Genomic DNA, 17092 nt, shown 5'->3' on the forward strand with positions numbered 1-17092 from the left:
TTTATCTTTATTCTTTTGTTTTAGGAGCGATATAAAGGTGCGTGTCTTTTCGCGGCACATTTTTTAAAGTGGGGATTTGTAAAATCGTGTATTCTTCTATCCCTTTTAAATAATGCAAGCTAATCGCATCGCCTATTTTCACTTCTTTACTAGCCTTAGCACAACTCCCATTGATCCACACCGCCCCCACATTGCACATATCTGTCGCTAAAACGCGCCGTTTCACTAAACCCACTGATTGTAAAAATTTGTCTATTCGCATGCGTTTATTTTACCCTATTCTTTAAGTTTTTATCCATAACTTATAAGGGTTTTAGTTTTAGCATGTTAGCATTCAGCCACCACTCTTTTTAAGGAATTTGTTTGAAGTTTCAAATCGTGATTTTGTTAGCCGCTCTTTTATTAGCCTCTTGCTTGCCCCCTAAAGGCCATCATTCTGGTTTGGTGAATCTTTATATCGCTCATCAAGGCCAAAGCGTGCGCACTTATTGGCGCAAAGTGGATAGAGGAGTTATCGCCAAACACAATGAAACGCTTAAAAAAAACCCTAAAGCAAAGCTCAAAGACCCTAGGGGGCCTTTATTCATGCTAGGGAGTGAGCGCTTCATGCTTTTATGGAAAAACCGCTACGCTTTAGCCAAAGTTCAATCGTTCAAGCTAGAGCCTGGATTTTATTACTTGGATTCTTTTAGCGTGGAAACTCAAAAAGGCATCTTGCAGAGCGCTCCTGGCTATTCATACACCAAAAATGGCTACGATTTTAAGAACAACCGCCCCTTTTTCCTGGCCTTTGAAGTCAAACCTGATGGCAAAATCATTCTTCCTAGCGTGGAATTGAGCCTGATTAAAACCCCTAGAGGCTTTTTGGGGGTGTTTTTATTTGACAACAACGAAAAGGGGGCTAATACCCAATGGATTGAGGGAAGCTTGAATTTAAAGCTTAAAAACGCTTCTTTTAAAGACGCATGGGGGTTGGAACCATAAAGCATGAAATGATCGCTCGCTTTTCGTAAGCTCTTTATGTATGATTAGATTGTAAAAAACGCTTTAATCATTTTTTAGATTTTATCACCCCTATTCAATTGGAACAAAGCCATTAAATTTTTAAAAACTTTTAAAAACGATAAACATAATCCGCGCTCCAAGTAACATAGCTTTCAAAAAAGCTGTAAGTTGACATTGTTATCATACCACCAGTAAAAAAAGAAACAGGACTTATTATGCCTATAGGCACTCCAAATAAGTATTGTTGGTATTTATCTTTTTCCATGTAATTGCCTGCTTTATAGGAATATTGGAACCCTCCCCTAACGCCAAAACCCATTTTTTTAATCTTAACAGGAGCGGCATACTGATACCCCACTTTAAAATTAAAGCCGTTTAAGATTGTGCTGGGATCTTTTCTTTCTAAGAGTCTTCCACCAAAGAAGTGAGAGTGAGGCAGCAAAACAAAACTATCTTTATAAGCTAAATTCCATGAAAACATCCCGCTATAGCCAAGACCGGCAAAAAAAGCGCTTTTATCCGCTCTTTGATGTTTAGCCTTAGCTTTTTCTTTCGCTAAAGCTTCTTGAACCTTCTTTCCAACGAGCTCATTAAGCCCGCTCTCATCTATAGCGTGGCTAAGATTAAACCCTAGCATAGAATAAAAAGCCAAAAATAAAAATTTGGGTTTTAAAAAATGGGGGGGTAACTTGCATACCCTTTCCTTGATTGAAAAATTGTTTTAATATTTTGAATATTGTAAAACATTGAAGCTTAAATTAAAAGTCTTAACAATATTATTGGATAAAAAATTACTTTTTATAGGCATTGATGAGCATTAATGAGCGTTTGTAACGATAAAAACCAAGTGCGTTGCGGTGGTTGGATTGGATTTAACGGGTTTGATTAGAATGGGTTAGATTTGAATGATTGTGTTTTGAAGTCAAAACCAGAGACAACCCTAGTCAAGTTGCCCCTAGCCACACCGATACTACTCGTGATGCCCGTGGCAACAACCTTCTTCTTGATGATGACTATCGCTAGTGCTGCAACAACCTTCTTCATGATGAGAGCTGTGGTGGTGATGGTGGTGTTCACCGCCGTGATAGTGGTGGTGGTGTGTGTGGTGGTGATGGTGGTGGTGCCCGCCGTGTTGTTCTTCATGGTGTGCCATGATGACTCCTTTGATTAAAAATTTAAATTCTAGCTCACTGGCTAGAATTTCATTCTACAATATAAAATCTAATTAATTGTTAATGAAAGAAAATTTAGCGCTAATTTTTAATCCATATTCCCTAAATTTTGAATTATCGCTTGAGTAAAATCAACGCCCCCTATTAGAAAAAAGACAAACGCTACAAAAAAGTTTTCAAATTTGTTGGGAGAGTTTTTTCTCTCTCAATTGCCCACAAGCCGCTTCAATATCCAAGGCTTTAGACTCTCTAATGGTGCATAATAAGCCTTTGGAGTTTAAAAAATCCGCAAACATTTTAGCGCTCTCTAAACTGGGGCGTTCAAACTTAGAGCCTTCATGCGGGTTGAATAAAATCAAATTCACTTTGGATTTAATGCCGTTTAAAAGTTTTAGAAGTTTTTTAGCGCAGTCTAGGCTATCGTTCAAATCTTTGATCAAAAGGTATTCAAACATCACTCTTTTTCGTTGCTCTAAAGGCCATTTCCTCACTTCATTCAAAACGCATTCAATATTGTATTTTTTATTCAAGGGCATTAAAGATGAGCGCGTTTTGTCATCTACGGCGTGTAAGGATATGGCTAATTGCACGCCTAAATTTTTGCCCGCTAAAATAGGGATTTTATCGGCTACGCCGCTAGTGGAAATCGTGATTCTTTTAGGCGAAATTTGCATGCCGGTATTAAAAATCTCAATCGCTTTACACACCTCATCTAAATTGTTCAAAGGCTCACCCATTCCCATAAAAACAATATTGAGCGCTTTTTCAAGGGGGAGGTTATTGTCTTCTTTAATGAGTAGGGCTTGCTGGATGATCTCGCTCGCTTTTAAGTTTCTTACAAAACCGCCTTTTTGAGTGAAACAAAACGAGCAACCCACTTGACAGCCGATTTGACAAGACACGCATACGGTGTATTTTTCCCCCTCTAAAACGGCGTTCGTTTCTTCATCAATCTTTTTGTCTTTCATTTTCAACAACACCGCTTCAAAAGTGTGGTTGTCTCTTAAAGATTTAAAAAGGTATTTTTTAGAGCCATCAACACTCTTTCTCACATGCGTGATTTCTATCGTGCGCAAAGTAAATTCTTGCTCTAAATAAGCGATAAAATCTTTTGAAAAATTATTTTGCATGTCTTTAAAGCTTGTTTTATACTTCGCATAGAGCCACAAATAAAGCTGTTTAGCCCTAAAACTTGGTTTTAAAAGCTGACTCAATTCATCTAAAGTGAAATCATAAATGCTCGCTTTCATGCTTTAAGCCCTAATTCTAAAAGTTGGTGCAAGTGCAAGACCCCTAAAACCTTATTACAATCATCCACGCACACCAAAAGCTGGATCTTATGGCGCTCTAAAAATTCTAACGCCTCTAAAAGAAGAGCGTCTAAATTCTTAAAGCTTTTAGGCTTTAAAGTGGCAAAATGCCTCACTTCGCTCTTTAAACTCACCCCTTTTAATAACGCCCTACGGACATCGCCATCGCTTAACACCCCCACAAGCTCGTTAGCCTCATTGACTAAAATCGCGCTGCCTAGACGTTTTTCACTCATTTCTATGAGCGCGTCTTTAAAGCTTGTGCTAGGGGCGATTAAAGGGAGATTTGTGGTTTGCAGCAAGTCTTTAACCTTGACAAAAAGTTTTTTGCCCAAAAGCCCGCCCGGATGAAAGGAGGCAAAATCTTCTTGGCTAAAGTTTTTCGCTCGCATCAAACATGCCATTAAAACATCGCCTAAGGCTAGAGTTAGGGTGGTAGAAGTCGTTGGAGCGGTGTTAATCGGGCAAGCTTCTTTTTTAATTTTCAAGCTCAAATAATAATCGCCAAGTTTAGAGATCGAACTATTAGGGCTTTTAGTGAAAGTGATGATTTTATGGCTTAAGCGTTTTAAATGACTCACCAGATTCAACAATTCTAAAGACTCGCCCCCATAGCTAATCATTAAAATCACATCGTTTTTTTCCACCATGCCCAAATCCCCATGCATGGCTTCTGTGGGGTGTAAAAACGCGCTCCTGTTACCGGTGCTTAGCATGGAAGCAGCGATTTTTTGCGCCACTAAAGCGCTCTTGCCCACGCCCACTATCACAAGCTTACCCCCTTTTTCTTGGCTTTTTAAAATGAGCTTGACAATCGCTCCTAAATCGTTAGGTTTTTGAAATTGTTTAACGCTTTCTAAAAGCGCGCTCGCTTCATCTTTTAAGACTTGTGCGGCGATAGCGTTGTAATCAAGTGGCATGGACATGACAAATGATAGCCGGGTATTTTCTAAACTTTTTAAAGAGCGCTTTTCTGATGAAATTACGAGTGTGATCTTCTAATTTTTTAGGGTTATTCAAAGTTTCGGCGTTGCTGGATTTTAATAACACCTCTAAGTCCCCTTGAATTTCTTTCATCAAAGGCTTTTCATCTTTAAAGCCCACAAGCCCTAAACTGGAAAATTGAGAGCTTTCCAAAAGCGCTTGTTTGTTTTTATTCACAAAAATCGTAGCCACAAACACCCCGGCGCTAGCGACTTCTTCTCTTTGTTGGACGATGCTAGTGTCAATACTCAAATTGCTTTGGTTATCCACATAGCTTTTCCCGCTTTTAATGGTGCCGACTTTTTTAATGAACGCAGGGCCAACTTCCACTTGATCGCCATCTTCCATTAAATAGATATTTTTTTCAGGCACCCCGCAAGCAATAGCAGTTTGCTTGTGGCGCGCGACATGGTTATATTCCCCATGCACGGGTAAGAAAAACTTAGGCTTAATGAGTCTTAACATGAGCTTTTGCTCTTCTTGGGCGGCATGCCCGCTCACATGGATATTGTCAAATTCTTGATAAGCCACTTTAGCTTCTTTTTTGATCAAAAAATTCAATACCGCTGAAACGCTCGCTTCATTGCCAGGAATGGCTTTAGCGGAAATGATGACTAAATCGTTGGGTTTGATAGAAATGTGGCGGTGCTCATCAGTCGCCATGCGATAAAGCGCGCTCATGGTTTCGCCTTGTGAGCCGGTCGTTACGATTAAGACTTCATTGTCCGGGTATTTAGCGACTTCATTGGCTTCAATAAAAGATTGATAAGGCAAATGGATATAGCCTAATTCTCTGGCGATGTCTAGGTTTTTTTCCATAGAGCGCCCGATCACAGCAATCTTGCGGTTGTATTTAATGCCGTATTGGATGGCTTGATAGACCCGGTGGATATTGCTAGAGAAGGTGCTCATAATCACCCTCCCTTGCGCTTCTTTAAAAAGCGTGTCAAAAGCCGGCGCTATGGTGCTTTCACTCGGTGTGGTCCCGGATTTATGGGAGTTAGTGGAATCGCTTAAAAGAAGCATCACCCCCTTTTCGCCATAGTGTGCTAAACGATACAAATCCGTGGGCAAATTATCCACTGGGGTGTGATCGATTTTAAAATCGCCGGTGTGGATGATGGTTCCGGCTTTAGTTTGGATCGCTAAAGCGCTGCTGTCAATGATAGAATGCGTGATGTGGATCCATTCAATGATAAATTCGCCCACGCTAATAGGGCAACGCTTTTCTACGATTTTAAAATACGAGCGGTATTTTTTCAAACCATGTTCATCAAACTTGCTCCCGATCAACCCCAAACTCAAGGGCGTGCCATAAAGGGGGAATTGCAACTCTTTAAACAAATAAGGCGTGGCCCCTATGTGATCTTCATGGGCATGGGTGATGATAATGCCAGCGATTTTGTCCTTGATTTGGTGCAAGTAGGAAAAATCCGGGATTAAAATATCCACGCCAAATAGCCCCTCTTTAGGGAAGCTCATGCCCGCATCAATCACGATCGCGCTTTTTGGGGTTTCAATGACCATCATATTCCCCCCAATCTCACCCAAGCCCCCTAAAGGCGTGATTTTAACGCTCGCTTTAGAGTTTAAATTCATCTTATAATGCGGGTTTAAATGCTCCACCTGAATCTTGTTATTGGCTTCAACGCCCTTTTTGAGCTCCTTATGAAAGCCTAAAGTCCCTCTCTCATTCACATGCAAAATTTCCGTAACGCCCTCTACTTTGTTGCTATCTAGCTCTTCTTGGGCGTAATTTCGTGTTTTTTGGGGGGTGTGTTTAGCTTTGTGGTGGTGGTTTGGTTTTTTGTTGGGGTGGCGTTCTTTTTTATGGTGTGAAGGTGCTTCATGGTGTGAAGACTCTGCGTTTTTTTGCGCGTTTTCTCTAAAACGCTTTTTGCGGTTGGTGAATCGCTCAAACGTTCCGGCTCGCACCTCATGGTTAGCTTTTGGATTTTCACTGCTACTTTCGTTGTTTTCATTATTTTGGTTGTTATCAGTCATAACGATTATTCCTTTATTTCAATTTTTATCTTTCAATTTTTAAAAAGGCACTAGCCTTTTAAAACGGATTTTAAGAGCTTGAGATAATCTTTTACCTCAGACGCCCTCACGCTTGTTGGTTGGTTTTCTAACGCTAAAAAATCTAACACCTTATCAAGCTTTTCTTTATAAGAAACGCTTTTTTTAAGATTGTTTGAAAGCGTCTTCCTGGGAGATGAGAAACAGGCTTTCAAAAAATCTTCTAATGTTTCAAACCCTTTTTGTAGGGCTTCTTCAAAAAATGGCGCTTGGAGTAATGAAGCCAACGCCTTTTCTTTCAGCGGCTCTTTAATCACTTCAAACACGCTAGAAAACACCTTTGGAGGCGGGCTAAACGCGCTAGGTGGCACATCAAACAAAAGGGTAGCGTTCCCTATTGCTTGTGCTAAAACGCTTAAGGCGTTCTGTGAATCTTTAGCGCAAAACTTGAGTGCCACTTCCTTTTGCGTCATCACCAATAAACCCCTGCATTTAGGGTCTTTGAGCGCGTTTAAAACAAGCCTGGTAGCGATATAATAAGGCAAATTAGAAATCAAAAAATAAGGCTCTTCTTCTTTTAAAAAAAGAGCGTCTTTTTCCACTAATTCTAATTTAAAAGGCTTTTTTTGCGCCTTTAGTTTTGATCGCATTTTCTCGCACAAGTTGCTATCTATCTCATAAGTCTTTAAAGGATAGCGATCCAACAACTTAAGAGTCAAATCCCCTAACCCCACGCCAATTTCAATTAGCTTTAATGGGTTTAAGGGAGGCAAAGCATTAACAATTCTGTCCAAAAACGACTCGTCCGTTAAAAAATGCTGTCCTAAAGACTTTTTAGCTACTACCATAGCACGCTTTTAATTCCTCATATTATACCTTAAAAAGGGGATTTGTCTTTCCTTTTTAATGCAACTTCTTTATTATAGCTTTTTTCATTCAAAGATGTTGGTAGTTTTGACAATAGGAACGCTTAAATTGGCGCTCGTATTAAAAATTAGTATTAAAATCTTTTTCGTTAATAATTGGTTAGATTTTGCATTATAGAATGAAATCCTAGCCAATGAGCTAGAATTTAAATTTCAATTAAAGGAGTCATCATGGCACACCATGAACAACAACACCAAGCGCAACAACAGCAACAACAACAGGCTAACAGCCAACACCACCACCATCACCATGCACACCACCACCATTATTATGGCGGCGAACACCATCACCATAACGCTGAACAACACGCCGAACAACAAGCAGAGCAACAAGCTCAACAACAACAAGCACACCAACAACAACAACAAAAAGCGCAACAACAAAACCAACAATATTGATTGGGGCGTTTGTGGGGGCGGCCTTAGGGCTACTCCTGGCTTTTAGCTCTTTTGATCCAGTAAATCTATCAATTCGAACCAACCCTTTTAATTCCATTAGATTTTTGAACTTTTAAAATTCCTCTTTTTGATGCTTGACAAATGGCTCTGTTTTCTATCCAATAAAGATAAGCTTATTCATTGAGTGGTCATTGGGGCGTAGAACTTTGCCATGCGTATTTGGTGCGTTCTAGGGGTGTTTTAAGGGGGTTTGTTGTAGGATTTCATCACGCCCCATAGTTGCAATATGGGGCAAACCAACATTGTAAGGAGCATGCCATGAAACACAAAAGTGGCAAACGCTCTTGGAAAACATTATACTTTGAGTTTGCTTTTTTGGGGCTTAAAGTGATCGTTTCTGTGAAACGCTGATTTTCTAAGAGCGTTCCCTTAAGCTTTTAAGCTTAAGGGTTTCCTTTATAAGCGGGTTTGTCCTTGACTTTTGGGGCGTTTATTTTTTTATCTTTCCATTCAATTTTTTAATCTTGTTTTAGCGTTTGTAAAATTAAAAGTTTTAAGGGGGTTTGTTGTAGAATTTCATCACGCCCCATAGTTACGATATGGGGCAAACTACCTTAAAAGGAGCATGTTATGCCTAAGACACATAACAAACGCTCTTGGAAAACATTATACTTTGAGTTTGCTTTTTTGGGGCTTAAAGTGATCGTTTCTGTGAAACGCTGATTTTCTAAGAGCGTTCCCTTAAGTTTAAAAACTTAGGGGTTTCCTTTATAAGCGGGTTTGTCCTTGACTTTTGGGGCGTTTTATTTTTTTAAAACCCTGATTTTAGCGCTCATTAAATCGTGGTTTAAAGCTTTTTTGATGTTGTCAAATTGGCGTTTTTTGTTTTTAAGGCTAATGATTTCACTATCCAAATCGCTTAAAATGTTAGCGATAGCGATTTGTTCGTTTAGGGGGGGTAAAAAAATAGTCTTTTCTTTATAATCTTTGAAATAAATATGCGGTATTATGCTACCGCTTGTGAAATTTTTAAAATCAAAATTAGATAACAAATAAAATAAAAACTCTGTTGTTGTCTTATGATTAGCAATTAACGCTCCCATAGTAGATAAAATATTTGTTTTAGGTGGCAAAATCCTTACTCTGCCTACACTTCCATCTTTAACAATAGAAATATAAGGCTTATCACTAATGAAAGTTGTATTTGTATAGCCTATGAAATTATTCACATCATAGACTTTAATTTTTCCTTGTTGCGTGATTTGTTCTGCACTTAAATTTGATGGTGAAGCACCCAAACGCTAAAGCGATTGGGCTTCCTCGGCTGATGTTGCCCATAGGGAAAGTTTGGTTCTCACTTTGTGTCCCTAATCATAGGGATTTTACAGAGTTTGATCTCCAACGCATTCCCTACAGGTCTCACACATCATATCTCCAAAGGCGTAACTTTGCGTACTTCCTACGCTAGATACAAATGTATGGAGATATTATACTACAAATTAGCAGCATTCATCCCAAACACTAAAGATGTTTGGGATTTCTGCTTGGGTGGTTTAAATAGTTGGCAATATCCCCAAGCCTTACTCTTTGCCAATTTTGATTGAAGCCTTTCAAGCGTTTTCTTTGGCTCAATAGTTCAAAGCTTAAAGCTTTTTTAACGCTTTCTTTTTTAAGAATGAGGGCGTCTAAAGAATAAAGATAATGATCTACATCGCTTAAAATGTTAGCGATAGCGATTTGTTCGTTTAGAGGGGGTAGGGGAATTAAAGTATTTCTAAAATTATCGTTATAAAGTCTTAAGATAGTTGTATGCTCTGTATTCCATTTAATATTAGAATAAGCATAAAATAAAAAATCATTTTTTACTAATGTTTCATCGTTGTCAATCCAAACAATATTTGAGTCTTGAAAATAAGCGGGTTTTCCGTCATAAATGACTGCCCTACCAATAGTTCCGGAAGCAGAAATTAAAATATCGCCTTTTTTTGGAAAAGAATATTTTGTTTTGTATTCTAAAAATAGCTTTTTTGAAATAAAGGCATCAGCGGTGTTGCCAAATGTGCCTATTTTATAAAATGGAATTTCACCATATCGTGTTGTTTGATGTTTCATAACTCTTTTACACATGCATGGTTTGCCAATATCCCCAAGCCTCACTCTTTGCCAATTTGATGGCGTTGTTAATGCGTCCATGCGTTCTGTCCAATAATCCTAAAGGGTGCTAATGGAAGCGTTCAAAACACCACCGTTTTGTTTTCATGCACAAACACCCGATCCTCTAAAACTAGTTTTAAAGCCCTAGCCAAAACCAGTTTTTCTATATCCTTACCCGCTAGGCGCATTTTTTCCACGCTGTAATTGTGGTTAATGGGTAGAGTGTCTTGTAAAATAATCGGCCCGGCATCAAGGCTTTCATTCACAAAATGCGCCGTGGCCCCGATGACTTTTACGCCCCTTTCAAACGCTTGCTGGTAAGGGTTAGCCCCGATGAATGCGGGCAAGAAACTATGATGGATATTTAAGATCTGATTTTCATAACGCTTCGTAAAATCATGGCTTAAAATGCGCATGTATTTGGCTAAAACGAGCAAGTCTGCGCTCACTTTGTGTTTTAATTCCAAGTTTTTAATGATGGCTAAAACTTCTTTTTCATGCAAAGCTTGATTATCGCAAGGCGCATAAAAATAAGGGATGTCAAATTTTTCCACTAAAGGGCGTAAAATCTCGTAATTGGAAATAACGCCTAAAATTTGGGCGTTCAATTCCCCTCCATACACCCTTAAAAGCAAATCCCCTAAGCAATGGCTCTCTTTAGTAGCGAGCAGAATGATGTTTTTTTTATGCGTTAAAATGACTTCAATCAATAGCTCGTTAAAGTTTTCTAAGGCTTTAAAAAGAGCGGTTTTTAAGGATCGCTCTTCTTGCTCTTTAATTTCAGTATTCAAGGGCTTGATTTCTTTTTGGATTTTTAGCCGCATGAAAAAGCGCTGTTTTAAGGGATCAACAAATTCATCGTTTTTGACGATGTTATAGCCCTTGTTAGCGATAGTGGTGCTTATTGCGCTCACCAAGCCTTTAGAGTCTCTAGCTTGAATTTTTAAAATAAATTCTAACATCTTTATCTCATTAATAATTGATAGCCAAACGCTTGCGTGATGATATTTGTGGCTGATTGCGTGGCTTTTTCAATGAAGCGCTCCATAGGGCTTTTTTCCAGCCAATAAGCTTTTTTAACCTTACTCAATTCCATTAAGCGGTTTTGGGCTTGCTTGATCGTGCTGATTTTATCAATGAGTTTCAATTTTAGAGCCTTTTGAGCGCTAAAGACCTTCCCTTCAGCAAAATCCTTATAATCCTTAGCGTCTAATTTCCTGGCTTTTGCGACATCATTCACAAACATTTGGTATTGCTCATTGACTAAATTTTGCAAAAAATCTTTTTCGTTAGGTTTCCATGCCCTGGTGAAAGTGCCTATTTCTTTATATTCGCCCGCATGCACGCCTTGAGTGGCTACGCCGACTTTATTGAGCAAATTTTCCACATTCGCGCCCGAAAAAATCACCCCAATGGATCCGATTAAACTCGCTTTAGAGGCATAAACTTCGTTCGCTTGCATGCCCGCATAATAACTCCCGCTCGCCATAACCCCCCTAGCATACGCTAAAACGGGCATTTTTTGCTTCAGATCAGCGATTTTTTCGCTCAATTCCACGCTCGCTGACACCGCCCCACCAGGAGAGTCAATCAAAAGTAAAACGCCCTTAATGCTAGGGGTTTTTAAGATTTTATCCACTTCTTTGTCAAAATCCTCGGTGCTAAAAATTGCCCCATTTAAATAGAGTTTAGCGAGATTGGGCGGGGCGCTTGGGGTGCTTTCTTTAGTGCTAAAAAAGACTAATACAATGAGTAACAGCACAAACGATTTGAAATACTTCGTGATAAAATCTAAAGGCATAATCACTAAAGCCTTAAAGATTTTTTGAATGAAACTCCACATGCAACTTTTCCTAGACTTAAAAATTTGACCATAAGAGTGTATTATACTTCAAATGTTTTAAGGATTAAATCATGGCGTGTAAATTTTGCCCCAAGATCAGAAAAACAGATTGGATTTTTATTTTAATCGCCGCTTTAGGCTTTTATGCAGTCAATAAACTAGGGTATGTGCCCCAATTCAATACCCCCACTTCAAAGATTTCACACTCTCTTTCACGCCCTCTTCCACACCCTATTGAAAAGCCTGATAATATGACCGAAGAAGAAAGGAAAAAGCGTTTTATAGAGCTGCAAAAAGCATGCTTACTCCATAAAGACAAAAAGGCATGCGAAGAGGTTTTTTAGATTGTTTTTGTTGTTTTTGCGCTTTTAAGGTCTGCCGCTTGTAAGTTTTAACGCTCTTTTTGTTTGCAAAAAGGCTTTTTTAGCGGTGGTTTTTTAGCTATTCTAACACCCCCCGACACCCCAAAATTCAAGCACTCTTAAGCTAAGTCTAAGTCTACTATAATCAAAGGATTTTAAAGAAAACTTAAAATCGTGTTTATAAAGGTTTGAAAATTTCATAAAAATATTAAAGGAAAATATATCATGAAAGCTTTTAAGGTTGATTTAGATGAAAGAGAAAATCGTGAAGTTTTATGCAAGTTTCATTTTGACAGAGGGGGGGAAAATAAGCTTGAATACGCTTATTACAACAATCAAGCTGTTTCAAACATACATAAAGTGGCTAGTAAGATTGAAACTCTCATTCAAAAGAGTCTAAAAAATAATGAATACACTTTGCTAAATCGCAATGAAATTAAAGAAGCCTTTTTTAACCCCTTACAAGAGCGATTGAATAAAACTAAGGTTTTTCTTTCTCATTCGCATATTGACATGAAAAATAATGGTTTTTTAGGCGTTAAAAATATCAAGTCCTTTTTAGAACCATCCGATCGTTCTAATTTAATATTTATAGACTCTCTCTTTTGGGATTATAAAAATGATATTCTAAAAGAAATAAAAAAACATCATATTGATGTTAGCAAGATTGAAGACGCTTTCACGCTCATTCTCAGGGAGTCTTTACAAGACATGATTGAAAAATGCCCTTATTTCGTGTTTTTACAAAGCAAGAACAGCGTTTCCAATCAAGATCTATTAAAAATCACTTATTCCGCATGGATTTATGAAGAATTAAAAATCACTCATTCTATTAGTGAGAGTCGCCTAATTCCAATGATGGAAAGCATGCAACTCTTTCATGATATATCGCTATTTTTAAAAAGTTTTGAGACCATAACCCTTAAAAAACTATCACAACAAATCAATTCGTAGGAGCAAACATGTTTTTTTAAAACTTACCAAAAATTACTGGGTGCAAGCTGTTTGGCGTTGTATTTAGCGGGCTGTGGGAGTGATAGTAGCGAACCATTGGTTGAGGTTGAAAAAAATTTCTTCAATTCTACCGTGAAAATCATTTCTAAAGCCGATAACATAGAAATCCAAGATTTGAAGCTCAATCGTGGGAATTGCAAACATGATAAAAATCTATTAAAAAAGTTAATACAAGAAACAGCCAATGCGCACCTGTTTGTATCAGAAAAAGAAAAAGCGATTAAAAACCACCAAGCAAAAATCGCAAGACTTCAAAAAGATTTAGAAGAACTCACGCAGTGGGTGCAACAATTCAACAGCCTTGATAAATTCTGGGAAAATATAATCAACTCTCCCCCAAAGTCAGAACACGATAAAATCCCTGGAAAATTCAAGCTTCTTTCCCGAACACTTGGTTCAGATTCTATGGTAGTGTTCCCCTCTTCCATAGAGGCCGACTCACTATCCACGGAGATCTACTTACTAGGACTAGGAGAGGATTTCAACGACCTTCATAATCCAATATCTCTCGCTAAAAAGCTACTTAGCCCTACATCCAAGAATACACTCGGGAAGCGCGCTTTGAGAATACTGAGTTTTTTTCTCACAAAGAGGATAGAATTTGCTATTGAAGACACTAAAAACCCTAAAGACTACCCCTATATCAACCTTAAAGAACTCAAAAAATTAATAGATAGTATTGTTGATAAATATGGCTCAGCCGATGGCTTTCTGGTTGTAGATGATGTTGGGAATTATAAGGTGTCAAAAAAAGGTCTCCAAAGCCTTGCTAAACTAAAATCCATGTGGCCTAGCGTAGAGAAATTTTATTTCGCTTATTTGAAAGAAGCTATCCCTAGACATGCCAAAGAAATTACTGACAAGCTAATTAGCTCTGAAGAAAAATCTATCAAAGCCAATCAAGTCAAACTCACTGAAGCGACGCAAAATATTGACAAAATGGAAAAAATCATTAAAAATCTAGAAAGAAAGAAAAACACAATGGCAGTGGATTTAAAATTTGGAGAAACTTTCACAGCGCATTATAAATGTCAAAACCTTATAGAAGTTGAAATCAAAACCGACAAAGGGACTTGGACTTTTAACTTTGACAGATGAATATCAAACATGGAAAATACCCCAAAAGACAGAGCAAAAATCCTTATAGAAGAGCTTAAAATCTTGCAAGGCATTATCAACAGAATGGCACAAAATTCTTTGGAGTGCAAAAAATGGACTCTCGCGCTCGCTGTGGGTGTCTTATCCCTCAAAGTAGAGGCGATCTCTCATCTTTATGGGTTATGCGTTTTAGGGGTGTTGTTGGCATGCTTTTATCTTTTAGACGCTTATTATCTCATGCAAGAAAAATTATTCAGGGAGCAATACCAATGGCTCATAGAAAACAGACTTAAAACCGATGAAAGGTTATTTGAAGTCTTTCCTGCTCATCAAACTTGCCGGTGCGCGCAATTCTTATGCTCCATGTTTTCGTTTAGCCTTTTCCCTTATTGGGTGTTAGGTCTTTGCTTGGTGGGCTATGGTTTTTGTTTTTGATTCTGTTTCAATGGAGTGTTGGCTATAAAATAACTTAACTTCAATCAAACGATAACTTTTGAAGCGTTTTAGGATTTAGGGTATCGCAAAATAACCCCTACTCCCTTATGATTTTCACTATAAAATAAAACTTTAGACAAAAAGCAAGATCTAAGAAACCAACACAAGCAAACTAAACACATTAAACATTAAATATAAAGACACTAACAACTAAAAATATAAGCATTAAGAAATAACAAACAATAAGCAAGCAAATATTAAAAACAATCAAGAAGTAAAAAAGAAAGAATAAGCCCAATCTTTCAAAACTAAGCAACAAGAAGTTCTTTTGTTAGGTAATACTCTTTGGCTTTTAACAAGCGAATGTTAAAAGCTTTTCTCTAGAAAGGAGGTGATCCAACCGCAGGTTCACCTACGGTTACCTTGTTACGACTTCACCCCAGTCGCTGTGTGTGCCGTGGGCAGTAGCCAATTTAGCATCCTGACTTAAGGCAAACACAACTCCCATGGTGTGACGGGCGGTGAGTACAAGACCCGGGAACGTATTCACCGCAACATGGCTGATTTGCGATTACTAGCGATTCCAGCTTCATGCAGGCGAGTTGCAGCCTACAATCCGAACTGAGAGGTGTTTTGAAGATTGGCTCCACTTCACAGTATTGCTTCTCTTTGTGCACCCCATTGTAGCACGTGTGTAGCCCTAGGCGTAAGGGCCATGATGACTTGACGTCGTCCCCACCTTCCTCCTCCTTACGGAGGCAGTATCCTTAGAGTTCTCAGCATAACCTGTTAGCAACTAAGAAAGGGGGTTGCGCTCGTTGCGGGACTTAACCCAACATCTCACGACACGAGCTGACGACAGCCGTGCAGCACCTGTTTTCAAGGTCTAGCAAGCTAGACACTCCACTATTTCTAGCGGATTCTCTCAATGTCAAGCCTAGGTAAGGTTCTTCGTGTATCTTCGAATTAAACCACATGCTCCACCGCTTGTGCGGGTCCCCGTCTATTCCTTTGAGTTTTAATCTTGCGACCGTACTCCCCAGGCGGGATGCTTAATGCGTTAGCTGCATTACTGGAGAGACTAAGCCCTCCAACAACTAGCATCCATCGTTTAGGGCGTGGACTACCAGGGTATCTAATCCTGTTTGCTCCCCACGCTTTCGCGCAATCAGCGTCAGTAATGTTCCAGCAGGTCGCCTTCGCAATGAGTATTCCTCTTGATCTCTACGGATTTTACCCCTACACCAAGAATTCCACCTACCTCTCCCACACTCTAGAATAGTAGTTTCAAATGCAGTTCTATGGTTAAGCCATAGGATTTCACACCTGACTGACTATCCCGCCTACGCGCTCTTTACGCCCAGTGATTCCGAGTAACGCTTGCACCCTCCGTATTACCGCGGCTGCTGGCACGGAGTTAGCCGGTGCTTATTCGTTAGATACCGTCATTATCTTCTCTAACAAAAGGAGTTTACAATCCTAAAACCTTCATCCTCCACGCGGCGTTGCTGCTTCAGGGTTTCCCCCATTGAGCAATATTCCCTACTGCTGCCTCCCGTAGGAGTCTGGACCGTGTCTCAGTTCCAGTGTGTCCGTTCACCCTCTCAGGCCGGATACCCGTCATAGCCTTGGTAAGCCATTACCTTACCAACAAGCTGATAGGACATAGGCTGATCTCTTAGCGATAAATCTTTCCCCCGTAGGGAGTATCTGGTATTAATCATCGTTTCCAATGGCTATCCCAAACTAAGAGGCACATGACCTATGCGTTACTCACCCGTGCGCCACTAATCAGCACTCTAGCAAGCTAGAAGCTTCATCGTTCGACTTGCATGTATTAGGCACGCCGCCAGCGTTCACTCTGAGCCAGGATCAAACTCTCCATAAAAGCGTTTGTCCTAAAGCTCTTTTTGTTTTTTGATAGGCTGTTGTTATTCCTAACAACAGCTTTAGCGTATCACAAGAACTCGTTTTATTTGATGATTGAATAAAACGGGTTGTGTTCTTAAGTATTACAACAACAAAACAGAAAGAAACTTTTTAAAAAGGTTTGGCTAAACGCTAACCTGAATAAAATACTCTCATGCCATTCAGTCATCAATCATAATGATATAATCATCATAATCAATGAAATCAATTGGCAGATTGGATAAGAATTCCTTATCCAAGAATGGGAGTTATAAAAACCCCCACTCCACTTGATAAGTCATTGCTTATTGTTTTAGAATATCCCTTTAAAAAGAACTTCTATCAATTTGCTTAGTTTTCAAAGATCGTTTGCTTTTAATCAGCTATCCTTGTAAGGTATCAAGCGACTTTTTAAAAGCCCTTGCTGAAACAAGGAAATGAAAGTATAGTCATAGAAAGC

The 17092-nt window shown here is 39.0% G+C and carries 14 protein-coding genes, 1 rRNA gene and 4 pseudogenes; 6 read left to right on the plus strand and 13 right to left on the minus strand.

The window, feature by feature from the left end; genetic code table 11:
- Nucleotides 1-7: 7 nt before the first annotated feature.
- A complete protein-coding gene (locus DQL14_RS08195; RefSeq protein ID WP_001217143.1) occupies nucleotides 8-262 on the minus strand; it encodes an RNA-binding S4 domain-containing protein in 255 nt (84 codons plus the stop codon).
- Nucleotides 263-363: 101 nt separating this feature from the next.
- Between DQL14_RS08195 and DQL14_RS08200 the strand changes: the two genes are divergently transcribed.
- A complete protein-coding gene (locus tag DQL14_RS08200; protein ID WP_108169373.1) occupies nucleotides 364-984 on the plus strand; it encodes a hypothetical protein in 621 nt (206 codons plus the stop codon).
- Between the two features lie 163 nt (nucleotides 985-1147).
- On the opposite strand, the pseudogene DQL14_RS08205 reads toward DQL14_RS08200, so the two are convergent.
- From DQL14_RS08205 to rsmA, 7 genes and pseudogenes are all read right to left on the minus strand, one after another.
- Nucleotides 1148-1642, minus strand: a pseudogene (locus tag DQL14_RS08205) (outer membrane beta-barrel protein); the annotation flags it as partial.
- 248 nt (nucleotides 1643-1890) lie between these two features.
- Nucleotides 1891-2091 carry a hypothetical protein gene (locus DQL14_RS08210; RefSeq protein WP_366664004.1) on the minus strand — a complete coding sequence of 67 codons (201 nt, stop codon included), beginning with the start codon at nucleotides 2089-2091 and terminating at the stop codon, nucleotides 1891-1893.
- Nucleotides 2039-2158 (minus strand): annotated as a pseudogene (locus tag DQL14_RS08915) (hypothetical protein); the annotation flags it as partial. The gene DQL14_RS08210 and the pseudogene DQL14_RS08915, both read right to left, overlap by 53 nt.
- Nucleotides 2159-2353: 195 nt before the next feature.
- Nucleotides 2354-3427, minus strand: a complete 1074-nt coding sequence (gene rlmN / locus DQL14_RS08215) for a dual-specificity RNA methyltransferase RlmN (protein ID WP_108169375.1) — start codon at nucleotides 3425-3427, stop codon at nucleotides 2354-2356.
- Nucleotides 3424-4413 carry a KpsF/GutQ family sugar-phosphate isomerase gene (locus DQL14_RS08220; RefSeq protein ID WP_108169376.1) on the minus strand — a complete coding sequence of 330 codons (990 nt, stop codon included), beginning with the start codon at nucleotides 4411-4413 and terminating at the stop codon, nucleotides 3424-3426. Before DQL14_RS08220 ends, rlmN begins: the two co-directional genes overlap by 4 nt.
- A complete protein-coding gene (locus tag DQL14_RS08225; RefSeq protein WP_108169377.1) occupies nucleotides 4397-6475 on the minus strand; it encodes a ribonuclease J in 2079 nt (692 codons plus the stop codon). Before DQL14_RS08225 ends, DQL14_RS08220 begins: the two co-directional genes overlap by 17 nt.
- 50 nt (nucleotides 6476-6525) lie before the next feature.
- Nucleotides 6526-7341, minus strand: a complete 816-nt coding sequence (gene rsmA / locus DQL14_RS08230; RefSeq protein ID WP_108169378.1) for a 16S rRNA (adenine(1518)-N(6)/adenine(1519)-N(6))-dimethyltransferase RsmA — start codon at nucleotides 7339-7341, stop codon at nucleotides 6526-6528.
- Nucleotides 7342-7590: 249 nt separating this feature from the next.
- On the opposite strand from rsmA, the gene hpnL reads away from it, so the two are divergent.
- Nucleotides 7591-7818: a nickel-binding protein HpnL gene (gene hpnL / locus DQL14_RS08235; RefSeq protein WP_108169379.1), complete on the plus strand. Its 228-nt coding sequence runs from the start codon at nucleotides 7591-7593 to the stop codon at nucleotides 7816-7818.
- Between the two features lie 803 nt (nucleotides 7819-8621).
- Here hpnL and DQL14_RS08245 read toward each other — a convergent pair.
- The 4 genes and pseudogenes from DQL14_RS08245 to sppA form a co-directional block, all read right to left on the minus strand.
- Nucleotides 8622-9101 (minus strand): annotated as a pseudogene (locus DQL14_RS08245) (restriction endonuclease subunit S); the annotation flags it as partial.
- 271 nt (nucleotides 9102-9372) lie between these two features.
- Nucleotides 9373-10011 (minus strand): annotated as a pseudogene (locus DQL14_RS08255) (restriction endonuclease subunit S); the annotation flags it as partial.
- A gap of 41 nt (nucleotides 10012-10052) precedes the next feature.
- The gene (gene purU, locus DQL14_RS08260; RefSeq protein WP_108169381.1) at nucleotides 10053-10934 is read right to left on the minus strand and encodes a formyltetrahydrofolate deformylase; all 882 of its coding nucleotides are present in this window, start codon (nucleotides 10932-10934) and stop codon (nucleotides 10053-10055) included.
- Between the two features lie 2 nt (nucleotides 10935-10936).
- Nucleotides 10937-11815 carry a signal peptide peptidase SppA gene (sppA, locus tag DQL14_RS08265; protein ID WP_108169382.1) on the minus strand — a complete coding sequence of 293 codons (879 nt, stop codon included), beginning with the start codon at nucleotides 11813-11815 and terminating at the stop codon, nucleotides 10937-10939.
- 71 nt (nucleotides 11816-11886) lie between these two features.
- On the opposite strand from sppA, the gene DQL14_RS08270 reads away from it, so the two are divergent.
- The 4 genes from DQL14_RS08270 to DQL14_RS08285 all read left to right on the plus strand — a co-directional run bounded on the left by DQL14_RS08270 (nucleotide 11887) and on the right by DQL14_RS08285 (nucleotide 14724).
- Entirely contained in the window at nucleotides 11887-12159 is a 273-nt protein-coding gene (locus DQL14_RS08270; RefSeq protein ID WP_108169383.1) for a hypothetical protein, read from the plus strand.
- A gap of 243 nt (nucleotides 12160-12402) precedes the next feature.
- A complete protein-coding gene (locus DQL14_RS08275; protein WP_108169384.1) occupies nucleotides 12403-13131 on the plus strand; it encodes a TIR domain protein in 729 nt (242 codons plus the stop codon).
- Nucleotides 13132-13182: 51 nt separating this feature from the next.
- Entirely contained in the window at nucleotides 13183-14289 is a 1107-nt protein-coding gene (locus tag DQL14_RS08280; protein WP_162296896.1) for a hypothetical protein, read from the plus strand.
- A 9-nt stretch (nucleotides 14290-14298) separates the two neighbouring features.
- Nucleotides 14299-14724, plus strand: coding sequence for a hypothetical protein (locus DQL14_RS08285; protein ID WP_015643665.1), 426 nt, complete (start codon nucleotides 14299-14301; stop codon nucleotides 14722-14724).
- A 384-nt stretch (nucleotides 14725-15108) separates the two neighbouring features.
- On the opposite strand, the gene DQL14_RS08290 is transcribed toward DQL14_RS08285, so the two are convergent.
- Nucleotides 15109-16612: ribosomal RNA gene (locus tag DQL14_RS08290) — 16S ribosomal RNA — on the minus strand.
- Nucleotides 16613-17092: the final 480 nt, after the last annotated feature.

This window comes from Helicobacter pylori NCTC 11637 = CCUG 17874 = ATCC 43504 = JCM 12093 (assembly GCF_900478295.1).
Taxonomy (GTDB): domain Bacteria; phylum Campylobacterota; class Campylobacteria; order Campylobacterales; family Helicobacteraceae; genus Helicobacter; species Helicobacter pylori.